16 protein-coding genes are annotated in these 19,206 nt (G+C 70.7%); 9 read left to right on the top strand and 7 right to left on the bottom strand.

The features are described from left to right. Nucleotides 1-128 precede the first annotated feature (128 nt). The gene (locus AW270_RS32155; protein WP_245674964.1) at nucleotides 129-794 is read left to right on the top strand and encodes a TetR/AcrR family transcriptional regulator; all 666 of its coding nucleotides are present in this window, start codon (nucleotides 129-131) and stop codon (nucleotides 792-794) included. Here the strand turns inward: AW270_RS32155 and AW270_RS32150 are convergent. Further along, complete coding sequence (locus AW270_RS32150; protein WP_245674963.1) at nucleotides 763-2,169, bottom strand: PucR family transcriptional regulator; 1,407 nt, start codon at nucleotides 2,167-2,169, stop codon at nucleotides 763-765. The two genes, AW270_RS32155 and AW270_RS32150, sit on opposite strands and share 32 nt — an antisense overlap. A gap of 100 nt (nucleotides 2,170-2,269) precedes the next feature. Here AW270_RS32150 and gabT point away from each other — a divergent pair, with 100 nt between their 5' ends. Beyond that, complete coding sequence (gene gabT / locus AW270_RS32145; protein ID WP_061299899.1) at nucleotides 2,270-3,616, top strand: 4-aminobutyrate--2-oxoglutarate transaminase; 1,347 nt, start codon at nucleotides 2,270-2,272, stop codon at nucleotides 3,614-3,616. Between the two features lie 354 nt (nucleotides 3,617-3,970). Here gabT and AW270_RS32140 read toward each other — a convergent pair whose 3' ends face one another. Both AW270_RS32140 and AW270_RS32135 read right to left on the bottom strand, forming a co-directional pair. Further along, nucleotides 3,971-5,173, bottom strand: a complete 1,203-nt coding sequence (locus AW270_RS32140) for a saccharopine dehydrogenase family protein (protein ID WP_061299898.1) — start codon at nucleotides 5,171-5,173, stop codon at nucleotides 3,971-3,973. Between the two features lie 84 nt (nucleotides 5,174-5,257). Next, nucleotides 5,258-6,418 carry a type 2 periplasmic-binding domain-containing protein gene (locus AW270_RS32135; RefSeq protein ID WP_061299897.1) on the bottom strand — a complete coding sequence of 387 codons (1,161 nt, stop codon included), beginning with the start codon at nucleotides 6,416-6,418 and terminating at the stop codon, nucleotides 5,258-5,260. 382 nt (nucleotides 6,419-6,800) lie between these two features. Between AW270_RS32135 and AW270_RS32130 the strand changes: the two genes are divergently transcribed. After that, complete coding sequence (locus AW270_RS32130; protein WP_082801988.1) at nucleotides 6,801-8,195, top strand: MFS transporter; 1,395 nt, start codon at nucleotides 6,801-6,803, stop codon at nucleotides 8,193-8,195. On the opposite strand, the gene AW270_RS32125 is transcribed toward AW270_RS32130, so the two are convergent. The 3 genes from AW270_RS32125 to AW270_RS32115 form a co-directional block, all read right to left on the bottom strand. Next, a complete protein-coding gene (locus tag AW270_RS32125; protein WP_061299896.1) occupies nucleotides 8,192-9,670 on the bottom strand; it encodes a CoA-acylating methylmalonate-semialdehyde dehydrogenase in 1,479 nt (492 codons plus the stop codon). The two genes, AW270_RS32130 and AW270_RS32125, sit on opposite strands and share 4 nt — an antisense overlap. Continuing rightward, nucleotides 9,667-10,944 (bottom strand): aspartate aminotransferase family protein, encoded by a 1,278-nt coding sequence (locus tag AW270_RS32120; protein WP_061299895.1) that lies wholly within the window; start codon nucleotides 10,942-10,944, stop codon nucleotides 9,667-9,669. The genes AW270_RS32125 and AW270_RS32120 overlap by 4 nt, the downstream gene beginning before the upstream one ends. Before the next feature lie 67 nt (nucleotides 10,945-11,011). Beyond that, nucleotides 11,012-12,493 (bottom strand): MFS transporter, encoded by a 1,482-nt coding sequence (locus AW270_RS32115; protein WP_061299894.1) that lies wholly within the window; start codon nucleotides 12,491-12,493, stop codon nucleotides 11,012-11,014. Between the two features lie 54 nt (nucleotides 12,494-12,547). Here AW270_RS32115 and AW270_RS32110 point away from each other — a divergent pair, with 54 nt between their 5' ends. The 5 genes from AW270_RS32110 to AW270_RS32090 all read left to right on the top strand — a co-directional run bounded on the left by AW270_RS32110 (nucleotide 12,548) and on the right by AW270_RS32090 (nucleotide 17,869). Beyond that, the gene (locus AW270_RS32110) at nucleotides 12,548-13,297 is read left to right on the top strand and encodes a TetR/AcrR family transcriptional regulator C-terminal domain-containing protein (RefSeq protein ID WP_061299893.1); all 750 of its coding nucleotides are present in this window, start codon (nucleotides 12,548-12,550) and stop codon (nucleotides 13,295-13,297) included. Between the two features lie 26 nt (nucleotides 13,298-13,323). Then, the gene (locus AW270_RS32105; protein WP_061299892.1) at nucleotides 13,324-14,925 is read left to right on the top strand and encodes a PucR family transcriptional regulator; all 1,602 of its coding nucleotides are present in this window, start codon (nucleotides 13,324-13,326) and stop codon (nucleotides 14,923-14,925) included. Next, entirely contained in the window at nucleotides 14,922-15,953 is a 1,032-nt protein-coding gene (locus AW270_RS32100; RefSeq protein ID WP_061299891.1) for a DmpA family aminopeptidase, read from the top strand. Before AW270_RS32105 ends, AW270_RS32100 begins: the two co-directional genes overlap by 4 nt. 116 nt (nucleotides 15,954-16,069) lie before the next feature. Next, nucleotides 16,070-16,291, top strand: coding sequence for a hypothetical protein (locus tag AW270_RS32095; RefSeq protein ID WP_061299890.1), 222 nt, complete (start codon nucleotides 16,070-16,072; stop codon nucleotides 16,289-16,291). A gap of 243 nt (nucleotides 16,292-16,534) precedes the next feature. After that, nucleotides 16,535-17,869 (top strand): phosphodiester glycosidase family protein, encoded by a 1,335-nt coding sequence (locus AW270_RS32090; RefSeq protein ID WP_245674962.1) that lies wholly within the window; start codon nucleotides 16,535-16,537, stop codon nucleotides 17,867-17,869. On the opposite strand, the gene AW270_RS32085 is transcribed toward AW270_RS32090, so the two are convergent. After that, the gene (locus AW270_RS32085; protein ID WP_061299888.1) at nucleotides 17,859-18,743 is read right to left on the bottom strand and encodes a phenylalanine 4-monooxygenase; all 885 of its coding nucleotides are present in this window, start codon (nucleotides 18,741-18,743) and stop codon (nucleotides 17,859-17,861) included. The two genes, AW270_RS32090 and AW270_RS32085, sit on opposite strands and share 11 nt — an antisense overlap. Nucleotides 18,744-18,979: 236 nt before the next feature. Between AW270_RS32085 and AW270_RS40810 the strand changes: the two genes are divergently transcribed. Beyond that, a partial coding sequence (locus AW270_RS40810) for a hypothetical protein (protein WP_218009396.1) occupies nucleotides 18,980-19,206 on the top strand: 227 nt, incomplete at its 3' end.

Genomic DNA, 19,206 nt, shown 5'->3' with positions numbered 1-19,206 from the left:
ACGTGGCCATTGCGGACAAGTGTCCGCGTTCCAAGCCCATGTCACGGTTGCGCCGCAATTTCAGGATGTTTTCCATTGCGGGGCGGTTTGAAGACTGAGTGGCGTGGTTAAGTCAAGGTTCGGGTCCGATGCGAGGACCCCTTGATGAGAAGGGCTCGTCGCTCATGGCCACGCCGGTCCCGCTCGGATTGCAGGGCGCATACGCTCTCGGCCAGCGGAGTACCTACGATGAGCTCCGCACCAAACTCCTCGACGTCGCGAGCGAACTGCTGATCACCGCCGGGCCCGAGAGCCTAACCGTGCGCCGCATCGCCGCCGAGGCCGGTTGCGCGACCACCGTCATCTACACGATGTTCGGCAGCAAGGAAGGCCTCGCCGAGGCCCTCTACCTTGAGGGGTTCGAGCGCTTCCAGCGCCGCCTGGCGGCCGTGCCGCAGCGCACCGACCCGTTCGAGTACCTCCAGTCGCTCGGCCCGGCCTACCGCGAGGCGGCCCTAGCCGAGCCCGGCTACTACAGCCTGATGTTCGAGTGCGCCATCCCGGGCTTCGTCCCCTCCGAGCGGGCCCGCACTCTCGCCCGCGCCGCGCTCAACCTGTTCGACCGGGTGATCGCCGACTGCATCTCGGCCGGCTACCTGATCCCGACCCAGCCGCGCCGCGTCGCCGACGCGCTCTGGGCCGCCGCCCAGGGGGCGATCTCTCTGGAACGTGCCGGTCATCTGCCGGACGCCCAGACCTACACCGTGGTCACCAACGCCACGATCAACCAGTTCCTGGTGACCCGGGAGCACTGAGCGCGATCCACAGCTCGGCCCGCGCCGCCGGGTCGTCGAGGTCGCGCCCCAGCAGTTCGGCCGCCTTCTTCATGCGATAGCGCAGGGTGTGCCGGTGCACGCCGAGCCGCTGCGCGGCGGCGTCCCAGTGGCCGTTGCAGGCCAGATAGGCCTGGAGCGACTCCCGCAGGTCGCCGCGCCGCTCGCCGAGAGGGGCCAGCAGTACCTCGGCGTAGGCCCGGACCGCGCCCGCGTCGAGCAGGCCGAGCAGCCCCTGGCCCGCGAGGTCGGCGAAGCCGAGCTTGCCCCGGTCGGCCCGGTAGGCCCGGACCGCCTGGTCGACGGCGGTCGCCACGCAGGTCAGCGGCCCGGGGAGGCTGATGCCCACCGGCTCGTCGAGGGCGTCGAGCACGTCCGGCAGCTCGGATTCGGCGCAGATCACGACGGTCAGGTCGCCGTGGGGCGCGTGGAAGGCCCGCAAGGGGCCGCTCCCGCTGACGGCCAGGGCCACCACGGGGTCGTCCGGCAGCGTCACGCCGACGTCGGCGAGGACCTCGCGGGCCGTGCCGGTCTCCCCCGCGATCAGCAGGCGGAGCACCGCCGAGCGCAGCCGTTCGGGCGCGGTGCCCTGCTCCAGGGCCAGGGTGAGCAGCGAGGCGGCGGCGTTGACGATCGCGTGCGAGATCGGGGTGAACGGGTGGCCGGCGCCCACCGCGAAGAAGCCGCGCCCGCCGAGGGGCTGGACGACGACGTTCTCCTCCGGCCCGGCCAGCGCGATCGCCGCCGCGCCGCTCTTGAGCCGGGCGAACTCCCCCCGCAGCCCGGCCGCGCGCCCGCCCGCCTCGGGCGGGGTGGCGTGGCGGACCGTGCCGGTCTCGTCGAGCAGCACCACCCAGCCGCCGATCTCGCGGGCCAGCCGGTCGGCCACCGCCGCCGCGCCGTCACCGCGCAGGGCGGCCCTGGTGAGGCGCCCCTGGGCCTCGAACGCGCCCCTGATCTCCTCGTAGTGCTCGGCGGCCAGCAGGTCGCTGACGGCCTTGCCGATGGCGATGAACGGGGTCTCCTGGGCCACCTCGACCAGCGGCAGCCCCGCCTCCGAGGCGGCGGTGACCAGGTCGGCGGGGACCCGCGCGTGGCTGAGGCCGACACCGAAGCCGAGGCCCGCGACGCCCCGGTGCACGAGCCGGTTGATGTACGGCCGCCACGAGGCGGTCCGCATCCCGGTGGTGAGCACCAGTTCCCCGCCTTCGAGGAACGGCGTCGGGTCCTCCAGCTCGCTCACGGCGACCCAGCGCACCGGACGGTCGAGCGCACCGGCCCCGACCAGGACCCGGAGCCCGGCCATCGAGGCGATCCTGCGCAGGGACGGCGCCACCGTCGGCCCCCCTTTGTCCACCCGTTTGTCCACCTGTTTGTCCAACCTGGCACGTGGCGATCCCCGATTCTGCCACGTCGGAGCATCGAGACTTCGCACGGGGGGACGTAGCGTCGGACACATGACCACACCGACCCACGGCGGCCCCGGGCTCCCGCAGGAGCGCCGCCTCGTCACCGAGATCCCCGGCCCCAAGTCGCGGGAGATGTTCGCCCGCAAGCAGTCGGCGGTGCCCGCCGGTGTGGGCACCACGCTGCCGGTCTTCGTGACGAAGGCCGGTGGCGGCGTGCTGGTCGACGCCGACGGCAACTCCCTGATCGACTTCGGCTCCGGGATCGCCGTCACGAACGTCGGCAACGCCGCCCCGAGGGTGGTCGAGCGGGTCCAGAGGCAGGTCGCCGACTTCACCCACACCTGCTTCATGATCACGCCGTACGAGTCGTACGTCGCCGTCTGCGAGAAGCTCAACGCGATCACCCCGGGCGACCACGAGAAGCGGACGTTCCTGGTCAACAGCGGCGCCGAGGCCGTGGAGAACGCCGTCAAGGTGGCCCGCTCGGCGACCGGCCGCCAGGCGGTCGTGGCGTTCGACCACGGCTACCACGGCCGCACCCTGCTGACGATGACCCTGACGGCCAAGAACATGCCCTACAAGCAGGGCTTCGGGCCGTACGCCCCCGAGGTCTACCGGATGCCGCTGGCCTACCCGTTCCGGTGGCCGGGCGAGAACGCCGCCGAGGAGGCCGCCGCCCAGGCCATCGACCAGATCACCAAGCAGATCGGCGCCGACAACGTGGCGGCGGTGATCATCGAGCCGATCGCCGGCGAGGGCGGCTTCATCGTGCCGGCCAAGGGATTCCTGCCGCGCATCGCGGAGTTCTGCGAGGCCAACGGGATCGTGTTCATCGCCGACGAGATCCAGACCGGCTTCGGCCGCACCGGCCAGATGTTCGCCTGCGAGGACGAGGGCGTCGTGCCCGACATCATCACCACCGCCAAGGGCATCGCGGGCGGCCTCCCCCTGGCCGCCGTGACCGGCAGGGCCGAGCTCATGGACGCCGTCCACGCGGGCGGCCTGGGCGGCACCTACGGCGGGAACCCGCTGGCCTGCGAGGCGGCCCTGGGCGTCCTGGAGACGATCGAGGAGGACGGCCTGGTCGAGCGGGCCCGCGTGATCGGCGAGGTGATGCTGCCGCGCCTGCGCGCCCTCCAGGAGCGCTCGGGGATCATCGGGGACGTCCGGGGACGTGGCGCGATGACCGCGATCGAGCTGGTCGTGCCGGGGACGAAGGACCCCAATCCGGCCGCCGCCGCCGAGATCGCCAAGCGGTGCCACGCCGAGGGGCTGGTCGTGCTGACCGCTGGGACCTACGGCAATGTGCTCCGGTTCCTCCCGCCTTTGGTGATTCCGGACCACCTGCTCGATGAGGGTTTGACCATCCTCGAAAAAGTGGTCACTGAGGTGTGATTCATATCAAAGCGGGCACCCGGCTTGTGGCCGGGTGCCCGTTTTGTTGTTGTACGACCGGTCGGATGCCACTCATTTAACCCTGACTTGGCGTCGCACTAGTCGATCACACCGGGTAGTCGCGTTATAACGGTTCCGACACATGACCGAGGAGGCGGACAGGTTTGCTGACGTTCGACCCGGCAGGTCTCACATCCGTCCAGCGTGACGGGGACGCCTGTGTGGTCTGCCACAAGAAATGGCCCCGCCCCCGCGTCCGAGTCGGCCGGCTGCCCGACGACACCACCGTCCACGCGTGTGACGAGTGCGCCGAAGCCCTTCTCCCGGTCGTCCCGAGACGCGGCGAGCGGCAGCTCACTGCTCGCGGAGCGCCCAAGGAGAGCCGTAGTCGTTGAGCAGGTCGAGGAACGGCACCGCGTCGAACGCCTCCGGGCCGAGCACGCCCTTGCCCTTCCAGACCCCGTTGGCCAGCAGCTCCAGCGCCACGACCGGGTGCACCGCGGTCTGCCAGACGACGGCCTGGCAGCCGTACTCGCGCATCGACCACTCGTTGTCGACCACGTGGTAGAGGTACACCTCGCGCTCCCGGCCGTCCTTGCCGAGGCCCTTGACCCAGGTGCCGGCGCAGGTCTTGCCGCGCATCCGGTCGCCGAGGGTCGAGGGGTCGGGCAGCGAGGCCGCCACGACGTCACGCGGTGAGACGGCCAGGCCCTTGACCTTCACCGTCCCGGCGGAGTCGAGGCCGAGCTTGCGCAGGGTCTTCAGGACCTCGATGAACTCGTTGCCGAGGCCGTATTTGAAGGTGACCCGGCGGGTGTCGACCCACCGGGGCACCAGCAGCACCTCTTCGTGCTCGACGTTCACGCACTCCACCGGGCCGATGCCCTCGGGGAAGTCGAACACCTCGGGCTCGCTGAACGGCTCGGTGGTGTGCCAGTCGCCGTCCTCCCAGACGATCGGGGGGTTCAGGCACTCCTCGATGGTGGTCCAGATGGAGAAGGTGGGGGCGAAGTCGTAGCCGTCGACGGACAGGTTGGAGCCGTCGCGGATGCCGATCTCGTCGATGCGCTCGAACAGGTGGTCGGCGGCGTAGCGGGCGAACACGTCGGCGAGGCCGGGCTCGACGCCCATGCCGACGAGCGCCAGCAGGTCGCGCTCCTCCCACTTGGCCGCCAGCGCGAACTGGTCGTCGCCGAGCTTCACGCCGGGCACCTCGAACGGGCGCTGGGGGTGACGCGCGCTGAGCGACATCGCCATGTCGAGGTAGGTCACGCCGGCGTTCAGCGCGGCGGTGAACAGGGGCATGTCGAAGCGCGGGTCGACGGCGTTGAAGAGCACGTCGCACTCATGGGCGCGCAGGGCCGCCTCGACCGCGGTCGCGTCGGAGGCGTCGAGGGCGATCGCCGAGAAACGGGGGTCTTCGATCCGGGCACATGCGGAAACGGCCCGGTTGACGTCGTAGTCAGCAACAACGATGTGGTCGAAAAAACTGCGCCGCGAAGCGATGGCCAGCATGGCCGAACCGACGCCACCAGCGCCAACAAGGAGGATCCGCATGGAGAGCAGGCTAACAGCTGACTGGTTGACCATTCAATAAGATGGACGAATTCGACTGGTCCACCAATCAGTGAATCGCGGGACCTACTGCTCCTTGAGAGCGTCCCAGGCCTTGATCCAGTCCTCGTATGCCGTGCAAGAACCGGCGTCGCCGCCGCAGTCCCTGGCCGGGAAGGTGGCGAACACCACACCCTTGCTCCGGTGTTCGTCGCAGAGCGTCGCGATCCGGCTCCGCTTGACGCCCTCGTCGGGCGGCGGGGTCTTCGCGGGGTCCTGGTAGGCGCACGCCTTCGTGTTCGCCGGGGCGGTGCCCGTCCACCAGGCGACCTCGCGCTGCACCTGGGGCCGCAGCGAGTACTCCAGCCAGCTGCGGGCGCACTCGGGATGGGCGGCGCGGGCCGAGACCATCCACGACATGACCCAGCCGGTCGCCGGGCCCTCGGCCCGGGTGACGTCGACCCCGGCCCCGGCCATGCCGTCGAGCACGTAGGGCGTCGACTGGCCCATCGTGGCGCCGCCCGCGAACCCCTCGATCACCTGGACCGGGTCGCGCCAGTAGGTCCGGCCGTCCTTGTGCTTCTCCAGCAGCGCCACGGCCTCGGCGAGCCGGGCGGGGCTGAGCTGGTAGGGGTCGTCGAAGCCGAGCGCCAGGGCGGCGTCGGCGATGGTCAGCGGCGTGTCGCGGAGCAGCACGGGGCCGTCGGTCTCGAAGATCGAACCCTTGGCGCCGTCTTTCACCGCCACGACGGTGGTGTCCCACACGTAGGGCACGCCGTGGTCGCCGACCAGCTCGCGGGCCCACTTCGGCAGCGAGGAGTATCCGGCGACCTTGCCCGTGTCGATCCGGGCCGCGCCCGCCTCGGCGACCAGCTTCCCGGCCAGGTCGGGCCCGGCCGCGACCACGTCGAAGGTGTCGACGTTGACGGGGTTGCCCGCGACGTACTCCCACGGCCGGTAGGTGACCCGGCAGCCGGTCTCCTGCTCGAACGGCGCGACCCAGTTCACCTTGCGGTCGTTGCCGCCCCACTCGACGAACCCCCGGGGCGCCAGGACGGTGAGGGCCCCCTCACCCGTCCCCGAAGCGGCGGGGGACGGCGTCGGCGAGGCGGACGGCGTGGCGGACACGGCGGACGCGGACGGCGTCGCCGACCGCACCGGCCCGGCGACCGGCGCGGAGGCGACCTGCCGGCCGCAACCGGCCAGCAGCAGGACGGCGGCGACCCCCGCGACGGTCGTGGCTCGCACAGCGAACCCGCCTTGAGGAAGGCGAGAACCGGTCAGCCGCAGAGCGCCTGTGGAACTGCCCCGGAGAAAGCGCGACGTGGACTGCCGCGGGCGGGCTGTGGAGTTGTCCCGAAGAACACGACGCGACGCCAACGATCCTCCACCGCCTGGAACCGGACTCCCCGGAAGCCTACTCGCAGGTCCTAGGACCAATATCCGAGTGAGTTCTGTCGGTGCGCATCAATAGAGTCGAGCTCATGAGCTCCACCCCCTCCCGGACACCTGGCGACCCCGGCGACACACCCCTTGACCGAACCACCGCGACCCCGGGCGTCACCGAGGATCCGCCACCCGGCCGAACAGCGGGAGCGACCCGTCTCCAGCCGCTCTCAGGGGCGGCCTCGTGAGCGCCGCCGTCTCCCCCGCTCCCGGCGTCACCCAAGACCCGCCCCTCGGCCGCACCGCGATCGCCGTCATCGTGCTGGCCTGTCTCGGCCAGTTCATGGTCGTGCTCGACGTCTCGATCGTGAACGTGGCGCTCCCGGCCATGCGCGCCGAGCTCGGCTTCACCGAGACGGGCCTCCAGTGGGTGGTCAACGCCTACGCGCTGACGTTCGCCGGGCTGATGCTGCTCGGTGGCCGGGCCGCCGACCTGTTCGGCCGCAAGCGCGTCTTCCTGACCGGCGTGTCGGTCTTCGCCCTGGCCAGCCTGCTCGGCGGCCTGGCGACCGATCCCGGGCTGCTGATCGCGGCGCGGGTGCTCCAGGGCGTCGGCGCGGCCGTGCTGGCCCCGACCACCCTCACGATCCTGACCACGACGTTCTCCGAAGGTCCGCGCCGCACCGCCGCCATCTCCGCGTGGAACGCCGTCGGCGCGGCCGGCGGCGCGGCGGGCGGCATCCTCGGCGGCACCCTCACCGAGCTGCTGTCCTGGCGCTGGACGCTGCTGATCAACGTGCCGATCGGGCTGGCCATCGTGGTCACCGGCCTGCGGGTGATCGCCCGCGACCGGCCCGAGGGCTCCTCCCGGCTCGACCTGCCCGGAGCGGTGCTGGTCACCGGCGCGCTGACGGCCATCGCCTACGGCACGGTCGAGACCCACGAACACGGCTGGGGGTCGCCGGTCGCGCTGGTGCCGCTGGTCCTGGGCGTGCTGGGGCTCGGCGTGTTCGTGCTGGTCGAGTCGAGGACGGCCAGCCCGCTGGTGCCTCTCTCGCTGCTGACCCGGCGGACCGTGGCCGGGACCACGATCATCCAGATCCTGTCCGGCGGGATCTTCTTCGCGATGTGGTACTTCCTGTCGCTCTACCTTCAGGGCGACCTCGGCTACTCGCCGCTGCAGGCGGGCCTCGGATTCCTCCCCCACGCGCTGACCCTGATCGCCACCGGGCGCGGAGCGCCCTACCTGCTGCGCCGGATGACCCCGCGCACGCTCCTGCTCGGGGCGACCGTCGTGTCCATCGCCGGGATGCTGCTCCAGGCGGCCATGCTCGACGGCTACGTCCTGGGCGTGATGATCCCGGGCATCCTGATGTGCGCGGGCGCCGGGCTGGCGTTCACCCCGCTGGTCGTGCTGGCGACCAACGGGGTGCGGCGTGAGGAGTCGGGGCTGGTCTCCGGCCTGCTCGGGGCGTCCCGGCAGGTGGGCGGCTCGCTCGGGCTGGCCGCGCTGGCCACCGTCGCGGCGACCTTCGACGCCCCGAAGGCGGGCTACAGCGCGGTCTTCCTGGTGGGAGCCGGGCTGATGGCCGTCTCCATCGTCGTGGCGCTGGTGTTCCTGGCCCGCAAGTCCCGTTAGCCGTTCGTCGGGAAGCCCAGGTTCACGCCCCCGTGGGAAGGGTCGAGCCACCGTGAGGTGACGACCTTCCCACGGGTGTAGAAGTGGACGCCCTCGACACCGTGCACGTGGGTGTCGCCGAAGAGGCTGGCCTTCCAGCCGCCGAAGCTATAGAAGGCCATCGGCACCGGGATCGGCACGTTCACGCCGACCATGCCGACCTCGACCTCGTTCTGGAACCTGCGGGCGGCGCCGCCGTCGTTGGTGAAGATGGCGGTGCCGTTGCCGTACTCGCCCTCGTTGATGAGGGTCAGGCCCTCCTCGTAGGACGACACCCTGATGACCGACAGCACCGGGCCGAAGATCTCCTCGCGGTGGGTGCGCGAGCCGGGCGGCACATGGTCGACGACGGTCGGGCCGAGCCAGAAGCCGCCGCCGTCGGGGAGGTTCTCCCGGCCGTCCACGACGATCTTGCCTTCGCCGAGGTCCAGGTAGGAGGCGACCTTGTCCCGGTGGACCTTCGTGACCAGCGCGCCCATCTCCGAGGCCGGGTCGTCGCCCGGACCGACCTTGATCTTGCGCGCGCGGGCGGCGATCTTCTCGACCAGTTCGTCGCCGACCGGGTCGACGGCGAGGACGACCGAGATGGCCATGCAGCGCTCGCCCGCGGAGCCGAAGCCCGCCGAGACCGCCGAGTCGGCGACCAGGTCGAGGTCGGCGTCCGGGAGGACCAGCATGTGGTTCTTCGCGCCGCCCAGCGCCTGGACGCGCTTGCCGCGGGCGGTGCCGGTCTCGTAGACGTGGCGGGCGATCGGGGTGGAGCCGACGAAGCTGACGGCCTTCACGTCGGGGTGGTCGAGCAGGCGGTCCACCGCGACCTTGTCGCCCTGGACGACGTTGAAGACGCCGTCGGGCAGCCCCGCCTGCTTCCACAGGTCGGCCATCAGGAGCGAGGCCGAGGGGTCGCGCTCGGAGGGCTTCAGGACGAACGCGTTGCCGCACGCGATGGCGACCGGGAACATCCACATCGGCACCATGGCCGGGAAGTTGAACGGGGTGATCCCGGCGACCACGCCGAGCGGCTGGCGCAGGGAGAACGAGTCGACGTTGGTCGAGACGTTCTCCGAGAAGCCGCCCTTGAGAAGGTGCGGGATGCCGCAGGCGAACTCGACGACCTCCAGGCCGCGCGCGACCTCGCCGAGGGCGTCGGAGTGGACCTTGCCGTGTTCGGCCGAGATCAGGGCGGCGAGGGCGTCGCGGTTGGCGTACAGGAGCTCCCGGAATCTGAAGAGCACGTGGGCGCGCTTGACCAGCGACGCGTCCCGCCAGGCGGGGAACGCGGCCTTCGCGGCGGCCACCGCGGCGTCGACGTCGTCGGCGGAGGCCAGCGCCACCTGGGCGCTCACCTCGCCGGTGGCCGGGTTGTACACGTCGCCGGACCGCTCGGAGTCCCGGGGGGCTCCGCCGATCCAGTGGGTGATGCGCTTGTCACTCATAGGTTCTCCAGGGCGGTGATGATGATGCCCAGTCCCTCTCGGGCCTCCTCTTCGGTCAGGGTGAGAGGCGGGGCCATGCGGATGGTGTGGCCGTAGAGGCCGCCCTTGCCCGCCAGGAGGCCGAGCTTCTTGGTCTCCTCCATGAACTTGGCCGCCAGTTCCGGCGACGGCGATCCGTCGGGGGCGACCAGTTCGACCGCGAACATCAGGCCCTTGCCGCGCACGTCGCCCACCACCGGCAGGCGCGGGGCCGCCTCGCGCAGGCCGTCGATGATGATCGCGCCGGTCCTGGCGGCGTTGGCCTGGAGGTCGTGGTCGAGCACGTAGTCGAGCGTGGCGTTGGCGGCGGCCATGGCGACCGGGTTGCCGCCGAAGGTGGCCAGGCCGACGGCGTGCAGGTTGTCCATCAGGTCGCCGCGCGCGACGACGCCGCCGACGGCGAAGCCGTTGCCCAGGCCCTTGGCGAAGGTCATCATGTCGGGCGTCACGCCGTGGTTCTGGATGCCGAAGAACGCCGAGCCGGTGCGGCCCCAGCCGGTCTGCACCTCGTCGGAGATGAACAGGATCCCCTGCTCGGCGAGCACCTCCTGGTAGGCGCGGAACAGCCCGTCGGGCGCCATGGTGAAGCCGCCGACGCCCTGGATCGGCTCGGCGATGATCGCCGCGACGTCACCGCCGGTCGCGGTGGCCAGCACGTGCCTGAGGTCGTCGACGCAGGCCGCGATGTACTGCTCGTCGCTCATGCCCCTGAACTGCGTGAGGTGCCGGTCGGCGCCGTGCAGGAAGTGCACGTTGAGCGGCGACAGCGAGTTGTTCTTCCACGAGCGGTTCGAGGTGACCGCGACCGTGCCGAACGAGCGGCCGTGGTAGCTCTGGCGCATGGCCAGGATCTGGTCGGTCCTGCGCGCGTAGGTGGCCAGCAGCAGGGCGGTCTCGTTGGCCTCGGTGCCGGAGTTGGTGAAGAAGACCTTGGCGTCCGGGATGCCCGACAGGCGGGCGATCTTCTCGGCCAGTTCGACCTGGCCGCGCAGCAGGTAGACGGTCGAGGTGTGCACGACCCCCGTGGCGATCTGGCGCTCCACGGCGTCGCGGACCTCGGCGACGTCGTAGCCGATCATGTTCGTCAGGATGCCGGCGAAGAAGTCGAGGTAGGACTTCCCGCTCGCGTCCACGACGCGGTTGCCCTTGCCGCCGACGATCTCGATGGGCTCGTTGTAGTAGAGGGCCAGCCAGTTGGGCATCACCGCGCGGTGGCGGGCAAGAAGGTCCGACATGCCTTGAGTATCCCGGCTCATAAGGTCGGGCCATACCCACATCATGTCGGACCATCCACGCATCGCCTTACATATTGACGGGCTCGGCGACGGGCTCGGGAACCGGGGCCTTGCGGGGCAGCACGACCATCGCGACCAGGGCCGCGAGCAGCGTGAACCCGGCCCCGACCCACGACCCGATCGACATCGCCGACAGGAACGACTCCTTGCCCGCCTGGACGAGCCCGGCCACCCCGCTGTCCAGCGCCGCGTTGACCGACTCCCGGGCGGCCTCCGGCGCGTCGGCCGGCATCGCCGCCGTGTACGCCGCCGCCAGCACGCTCCCCAGCACCGCGATCGACAGGGCCGCGCCGACCTGCTGCACGGTGTCGTTGAGCGCCGAGCCGACCCCGGCGTGCTGCGGCGGCACCGCGCCCATCAGGGTGGCGTAGGCCGCCGGACCGGCCAGGCCGCCGCCGACGCCCATGACGACCAGGCAGGCGATGAGGAAGCCGTACCCGTCGGCGACGTCGAGCGTGGACAGCAGGCCGAAGGCGGCGGCGAGCACGGTCAGGCCGACCACGATCAGGGTCTTGTTGGACACCTTCTTGCCCAGGGCCGCCCCGACGCCGCTGAAGACGAAGGACGCCACCACGTAGGGGACGAGGGCGAGCCCGGCCCGGAGGGGCTCGTACCCGAGGACGAACTGCAGGTACTGCGTGAGCGCCAGCATGAGCGCGCCCGCGCCGAAGGAGAGCAGCACGATCGAGAACGACGCCCCGGAGAAGGAGCGGTCGCGGAACAGCTCCAGCGGCAGCAGCGGATGCCTCGCCCGGCGCTCCCACAGCACGAACCCGCCGATCGCCAGCACCGCGACCGCCGTCATGATCGGGTCGAAACCCTCCTGCGGCAGCATGATGACGACCCAGACGGCCGAGCTCAGCCCGGTGATCGAGAGCACCACGCCGACCGGGTCGAAGCCCCGGGGCTCGCCCTTCGACTCGGGCATGAGCAGGAACGCCGCGATGATCGCGACGATCGCGATGGGGATGTTGAGGAGGAAGACCGACCCCCAGTAGTAGTTGTGCAGCAGGAAGCCGCCCAGGGTCGGCCCGGCGATCACGCCGACGCCGGCGACCGCGCTCCAGGCGGCGATGGCCGTGCGGCGCTCCTCCTCGTCGAAGACCGTGATGAGGATCGACAGCGTCGAGGGCATCATGAACGACCCGCCCACGCCCATCAGGACGCGGGCCCCGATGAGGTGCCAGGGCTCGGTCGCGAGCATGGCCAGGCCGGAGGCCGCGCCGAAGATCACCAGGCCGAAGACCAGGGCCTTGCGTCGGCCGTAGCGGTCGGAGAGGGATCCGGCGGTCAGCAGCAGCCCGGCGAAGACCAGGATGTAGCCGTCGATGATCCACTGGACGTCGGCGGGCGTGGCGCCGAGGTCGCGCATGAGCGCCGGGATGGCCAGGTTCAGCACGGTGTTGTCCACCACCAGAACCAGCACGGCGAGACAGAGGGCGACGAGAATCCACCAACGCCGGGGGTCTCGTACAGTGTTCGAGGTCACTCGCACACTGTACGACGATTCTCGAACAGTGTGCGAGCGATTTACTGTGGAGGGATGCCGGAACAGCGCTTCACCAGCGTGTGGACGCGGGAGTCCAAGCCCCGCCGCGCGCAGCAGGGCCTCAGCCGCGAGCAGATCGTCCGGGCGACGGTCGAGCTGCTCGACGACGAGGGCATGGAGGCGCTCAGCATGCGCAAGCTCGGCGCGAAGCTGGGCGCCGGGGCCACCAGCCTCTACTGGCACGTCGCCAACAAGAACGAACTGCTCGAACTGGCCATGGACGAGGTCTTCGGCGCGGTCCGCATCCCCGAGTCGGAGAGCTGGCGGGAGGTCACCAGCAACGTGGCCTGGGGGCTGCGGGCCGCGATCATGGCCCACCCCTGGTTCACCTTCGTGCTGGGCACCCTCCCCGCCCTCGGCCCCAACGCGCTCAACTGCTCGGCGACGCTCTGCGCGGCCCTGGCGCGCGCCGGTTTCACCGGGACCGACATCGACTACGCCGGGGCGGCGGTGCTGTCGTACACGATCGGCGCCACCGCACCCGAGGCCGCCTACACCTCGGCGCTCAAGAGCCGGGGCCTGACCATGGCGGAGGCCAACCGGGACCTCGCGCCGGCGGTCGAGCGGGCCACCCGCGCCCACCCCGAGATCCACGCGCGCTTCCAGGAGTCCGCCGGATCGTCGATCGACCCGCTCGTCCACCGGCAGCTGTCCTTCGACTTCGGGCTGCTCGCGGTGCTCGACGGCCTGGCCATGAAGCTCACCCGCAACCCCGACATGTCAGCAAACCAGGCGACAAACTGACACATTGAACGGCTAGTCTCGCTGACATGCTCCCCACTGTCGCGGACGTGCTCTCCCTCGACACGGTCCGGCGCGGCGACCCCACCGTGGTCGCGGGCGCCGACCGGCTGAACGGCCGGGTCCGCTGGGTGCACGTGGGCGAGATCACCGACATCGCGCCCCTGCTGCGCGGCGGCGAACTGGTGCTCACCACCGGCGTGGCGCTGCCGCCCGAGCCCGACAAACTGGCCGACTACGTGGCCGACCTGGCCCAGGTGGGCGCCTCCGGACTGGTGGTGGAACTGGGCCGCCGGTTCGTCAGCGAGCTGCCCGCCGCCGTCGTCGCCTCGGCCGAGGACCACGGGCTGCCGCTGATCACGCTGGCCCGCGAGACGCCGTTCGTGCAGATCACCGAGTCCGTCCACAACATGATCATCGACTCGCAGATCCAGGAGCTGCGCGCCTCCGAGCAGCTCCACGAGATCTTCACCGAGCTCTCGGTCGAGGGCGCCTCGCCCGCCGAGGTGCTCGCCCAGGTGGCGCGGTTCTCCGGCCGCCCGGTGATGCTGGAGAACCTGGCCCACCAGGTGCTCGCCTGCGACTCGGCCGGGCAGGACGTCGGCGCGCTGCTGGCCAGCTGGGAGACCCGCTCCCGGGCCGTCTCCCCCGAGGGCCGCACCGCCTACGACGAGGCGGCCGGCTGGCTGGTCACCGTGGTCGGCGCGCGCGGCCAGGACTGGGGAAGGCTGATCCTGCTCACCGACCGGCCGCCGGGTCCGCGCCACATCGTGCTGGCCGAACGGGCCGCGACCACCCTCGCTCTCGGACGTCTCCTCGAACGCCACCAGCTCTCCCTGGAGCGCCAGGCCCACGGCACGATCCTCACCGGGATCCTCACCCACGCCTACGCCGACCCCGACGAGGCCGCCGCCCGCGCCCGCGCGGTGGGCGTGCCGCTGACCGGCCGCAAGCTCGTCAGCATCGCGATCAGGCCGATCACCCCGGGCGACGGCACCTTCGACGAACAGATCAGGCTCGCCGACCTGGCCGACCTCACCGCCGTCGCCTGCCGCGACGCCCGCCTGCCCGCCCTGGTCGGCGCGCTCGGGCAGACCCACGTCGGCGTGCTGCTCCCGCTGCCGCCCCGGGTGAGCGCCGAGGCCGCGCTCACCACGCTGGCCGAGCGGCTCCGCGCCGCCGGGGCCGTCCTCGCCGCCGGTTCGACGGTCGACTCCCTCCGGGACGTACGCCGCAGCTTCCTCGAAGCCGAACAGGTCGCCGACGTGGCCGTCCGCCAGCCCGACGGGCGGCCCTACTACCGGCTGCCCGACCTGCGCCTGCGCGGCCTGCTCCACCTGCTGCGCGACGACGCCCGGCTCCAGACGTTCGCCGAACGCGAGCTCGGCGCGCTGCTGGCCCACGACGCCCAGCGGAACACCGACCTGACCCGCATCCTGCGGATCTACCTGGAGGCCGGCCGCAACAAGGCGGTCGCCGCCCAGCGCGCCCACCTGTCCCGCCCGGCCTTCTACGACCGGCTGCGCCGCCTGGAACGGGTGCTGTCGACCGACCTGGACGACGTCGAGTCGTGCCTGTCCCTCCACGTGGCGCTGATGGCGCTGGAGTCGTTCCGGCGGGAGAACCGATGAGGGCACGTGACCACGGGATCGTGATCGGGCTTGCCGAGACGGGCCGCTGGAACGCGATCACCGACGTGCCGGGCGTCCGCGTCGGGCACACGACCCTGATCGAAGGGGACTCGGTGCGGACCGGCGTGACGGTGATCGTGCCGCACGACGGCGAGCCGTTCGCCGAGCCGGTGTTCGCCGGATACCACTGGCTCAACGGCAACGGCGAGCTCACCGGCATGGCCTACCTGCGCGAACTCGGCATGCTCGCCTCCCCGATCGGCCTGACCTCGACCGCGTCGGTCGGCGTGGTCCGCGACACCCTGGCGGCCCTCGACCCCGGCGGCCAGGGGTGGTCGCTCCCCGTGGTCGGCGAGACCTGGGACGGTTCCCTGAACGACATCGCGGGCCGCCATGTGACGTCCGGGCACGTGCGTGACGCCTTCTCGACCGCCTCCGGAGGCGCGGTGGCGGAGGGCTCGGTCGGCGGCGGCACCGGGATGATCTGTCACGGCTTCAAGGGCGGCGTCGGCACCGCCTCCCGCGTCGTCGACGGCCTCACGGTCGGGGTGCTGGTGCAGGCCAACCACGGCCACCGCGACCGGCTCACCGTGAACGGCGTCAACGTCGGCCGCTCCCTGGGAACCTCGGGCGTCCCCCACGAGGGGGCCGGGTCGATCATCGGCATCGTGGCCACCGACGCGCCGCTGCTCCCGCACCAGTGCGCCCGCCTGGCCCGCCGCGCCTCGCTCGGCGTCGGCCGGACCGGCGGCGCGGGCGAGAACTCCAGCGGCGACGGCTTCCTCTGCTTCAGCACCGGCAACCGCGACCTGCCGCTGAACGTCCTGGACGCGGTCACCCCGAAGACCTATCCGGTCACCGTCATGGCCGACGACCACCTCGACCCGCTCTACCACGCCGTCATCGAGGCCACCGAGGAGGCGATCGTCAACGCGCTCGTCGCGGCGGGCCCCATGACGGGGTTCCGGGGGCTCACGGTGGAGGGACTTGACGGGGCCCGGTTGGCGTCCCTACTGGCCCGGGGGTAAATCCGACGCCCCGCGACAAGGCGCGATAAGCCGCGTTTGCTCCATGTGTAAAACCTGCCCCACCCCGCGAACCGGGCATTCCGGGTTCACCCTCCGGGACGTGGTTGTCTCGGACCGTGACGATAACCGAGCCCGAGACACCCGCCCGCGCCTTCCCGGCCCCCGACCACCGCGCGATCGTGCGCGCCCTGTCGGCGCGCTTCCCCCACTGGAGCATCTGGTACGGCTCCGCCACCGGCCACTACTGGGGCCTGCGCCGTTTCGACGACGGCCGCATCGGCTTCATCGAGGCGCTCTCCCCGCAGGAGTTCGTCCGTCAGGCCACGACCGGGTATTGACCTGGCTCAATACCCGTTTCGGTCGAGATTTCTCATACTGATTGGCGTGTTTCGCCCCCCTAAATGCGCCATTCTCGCCACGATGGTCACTCACGACCACTATTGGGGAGAGACCATATGAGAGGCCGTCTGACCGTCGCAATTACCGCAGCGGCAACCCTTTTGCCCGTTTTGCCGGTTTTTGCTGACAGCCAGAAGACCACCGCACTTCCGACGTCGAGTTTCCCGCTGGGTGTTCCCGCGGTGGCGAAGACGTCGTCGAAAATGGTCGTCCCTGGCATCGAGCTCATCACCCTGCGGCATGGCTCCAACAAGGACGGCTACACCGTCACGGTGCTGGTCGCGGGTAAGGACGCGTACACCCAGCGCACCGCGGAGAAGCAGGCCCTGGCCGTGCAGACGGCCGGGTTCGAGCCGGTGATCGTGAAGTTCACCCGCCCCGCCGTGGCCGACTACCCCGCCCTGGACTACTGGATGGTCCGGATCGGCCAGTGGCCCTTCAGCAAGGCGAAAGAGGCCGACAAGGTCGTCAAGGAGCTCAAGAAGGCGGGCATCAGCGCCAAGACCGACTACACGGGCGACGACGGCTTCGTCACCGCCGGCCCGTGGTCGATGAAGATCCTCATGGTCGACCCGCGGACCTTCCGGGGCAGCTTCGCCGCCAGCCTCGGCAAGAAGACCGCCGTCCGGGAACGCGTCACCGACATGGCCAAGGGCGCCGGCGCGATCGCCGGGGTCAACGGCGGCTTCTTCGACATCCACACCGGCGCCGCCTACCGGGGCGACCCCACCGGCATCTCGGTCGTGGGCGGCCGGCTGCTCAGCGAGGCCGTCGAAGGCCGCACCGGCGTGGTCCTCAAGGGCCGCAGCGCCCGCATCACCGAGCTGAAGTCGTCGGTCACCGTGGCCGCCGGCGGCGCGCAGGCCCCCGTGGCCGGGGTGAACCGGGTCGCCAAGGACGGCGAACTGGTCCTCTACACCGAGGAGTTCGGCGCCAGCACCCCGAAGGTCGGCACCACCGAGGTCGTCATCGACGCCAACGGCGTCGTCCAGGCGATGCGCTCACCCGGCGCCAAGATCATGAAGGGCATGCGCGTGCTCCAGGGCGCCGGCACCGCCGCCGACTGGCTCGCCGCCTACGCCCCGGAGGGCGGCACCGTCCAGATCAAGACGACCGTCACCGACCTGCGCAAGAAGCGGACCGTTCCGCTGACGCCCGACACCCACATCGTCGGCGGCGGCGTCGGCCTGGTGAAGAACGGCAAGACCTGGATCACCGCCTCGGCCGACGGCATGGCCAACATCAACATGATCGTCCGCCGCCACCCGCGCACCCTCGCGGGCGTGACGAAGAACGGCAAGCTGATCCTGGCCGTCATCGACGGACGCGACCCCGGCCACACCGTGGGCGCCTCCTACCACGAGGCCGCCAGCGTCATGCGCTGGCTCGGCGCCCGCGACGCCATCAACCTCGACGGCGGCGGCTCCAGCGCCATGGTCGTCAAGGGCAAGGTCGTCAACAGGCCCTCGGACGGCGCGGAGCGCGCCGTCGGCGACGCCCTGCTGATCAGGCCGTAGTACGCAGCTTGGCGATCATCTCGTCATCGCAGCTCGCCCAGAACTGACCGACGACGTCTTCGAGGTGGTCGAAGGAGGCCGCCTCGAAGAGGACGTCCTGGTATTTGGTGATGTCGTAGGCGGTCGTGCCCATGGCCGTCACGTCCAGGGGCCGGATGTCCATGCCCCGGAATTCCTCGATCTCGCCGTACGAGCTCAGGATCCCGGCCCCGTAGGCTTTCAGGTCGCGGCCCTCCCGCATGACGCCGAACTCCAGGGTGAACCAGAAGACCTTGGACACGAACTCCAGCGCCTCGTTGGTCTCCACCCTGCGGGCGGCCTCCCCGGCGACCCGGTAGAGCGCGGCGAACCGGGGGGAGGCCAGCGTGTTGCCGTGCCCGATGACCTCGTGGATGACGTCGGGCTCCGGGGTGTAGAACGGCACCGAGTGATGCCGGATGTACTGCGTCGAGTGGAAGTACGAGTCCGCCAGCACCCCGTAGAACTCCCGCAGCGGCACCAGCCCCGCGGCCGGCAGGTAGCGGAACCCCGTGAGCGGCTTCAGCAGCTCACTGACCTCCTCGAGCTGCGGGATCCGATCCTTCGGCAGCCCGAGCTCCTCGGCGGCGTCGAGGAACTCCTTGATCGCGTACTTCCGGTGCTTGGCGGCCAGCTCCCGCGTGACGAGAGTCCAGACCTCCTGCTCCTCGTCGGTGTACTCGGCGTGCGGAATCGGCTCCCCACGCCGGTAACCCACGGCATGCCCGGCGATGGCGTTACGCCGCGCCCGATATACGGGGTCGGCGAACCCCGGATGGCTCCTGGCGAGCTCAACGGTGACAGACCCGTCCTCGTTGGCGGCGACAGGAGCGAAGTACTGCGCTTCCTCAAACATCTACAAATGACAACAAGAAGGGAGGCAGAAGAGCAAGTATCCGCAGCTCAACCTAGACAATCCGCCCAGTCTGGCCGTGGCCGGAGAGCGCAGACTGCGCAGATTGCCCTGTACGCCACCGAGGACGTTTGCCGGGCCTCCTCCTCGGAGCGGAGCCAGCGGAGATCGTCCCCGCCGGCCGGTGGCGGGGATACTCCTGGGGTCATTGATGCCTGTGTGCCCAGAAGGCATGAGAGGTGGCCAGAAACGCAGAAAGCCCGACCGCGATGGCCGGGCTCATGAAATCAACCCCGTGGAACCTCGAACTCCCGGCCGCACTGGCCGGGCTTCACCATCCAACCCCTGAAACGCCGACCGCCGGCAGCCAGGGCCAGGCCTACCGGTCAATGCTGGAGAACGTCGAAAGCCCGGCCGTAGTGGCCGGGCTATACCCTCGTGAAAACGTCGAAGGCCCCGACCAATA

This window comes from Herbidospora cretacea (assembly GCF_001570605.1).
GTDB classification, from domain to species: domain Bacteria; phylum Actinomycetota; class Actinomycetes; order Streptosporangiales; family Streptosporangiaceae; genus Herbidospora; species Herbidospora cretacea.
Note: the sequence above shows the minus strand (reverse complement) of the source record. Positions and strands in the feature narration are given on the sequence as shown.

Bases quoted from the DNA above. Each gene is read 5' to 3' on its own strand.
- AW270_RS32155 (WP_245674964.1), top strand. From the start codon at position 129: ATGCGAGGACCCCTTGATGAGAAGGGCTCGTCGCTCATGGCCACGCCG.
- gabT (WP_061299899.1), top strand. From the start codon at position 2,270: ATGACCACACCGACCCACGGCGGCCCCGGGCTCCCGCAGGAGCGCCGC.
- AW270_RS32140 (WP_061299898.1), bottom strand. From the start codon at position 5,173: ATGCGGATCCTCCTTGTTGGCGCTGGTGGCGTCGGTTCGGCCATGCTG.
- AW270_RS32125 (WP_061299896.1), bottom strand. From the start codon at position 9,670: ATGAGTGACAAGCGCATCACCCACTGGATCGGCGGAGCCCCCCGGGAC.
- AW270_RS32120 (WP_061299895.1), bottom strand. From the start codon at position 10,944: ATGTCGGACCTTCTTGCCCGCCACCGCGCGGTGATGCCCAACTGGCTG.
- AW270_RS32110 (WP_061299893.1), top strand. From the start codon at position 12,548: ATGCCGGAACAGCGCTTCACCAGCGTGTGGACGCGGGAGTCCAAGCCC.
- AW270_RS32105 (WP_061299892.1), top strand. From the start codon at position 13,324: ATGCTCCCCACTGTCGCGGACGTGCTCTCCCTCGACACGGTCCGGCGC.
- AW270_RS32100 (WP_061299891.1), top strand. From the start codon at position 14,922: ATGAGGGCACGTGACCACGGGATCGTGATCGGGCTTGCCGAGACGGGC.
- AW270_RS32085 (WP_061299888.1), bottom strand. From the start codon at position 18,743: ATGTTTGAGGAAGCGCAGTACTTCGCTCCTGTCGCCGCCAACGAGGAC.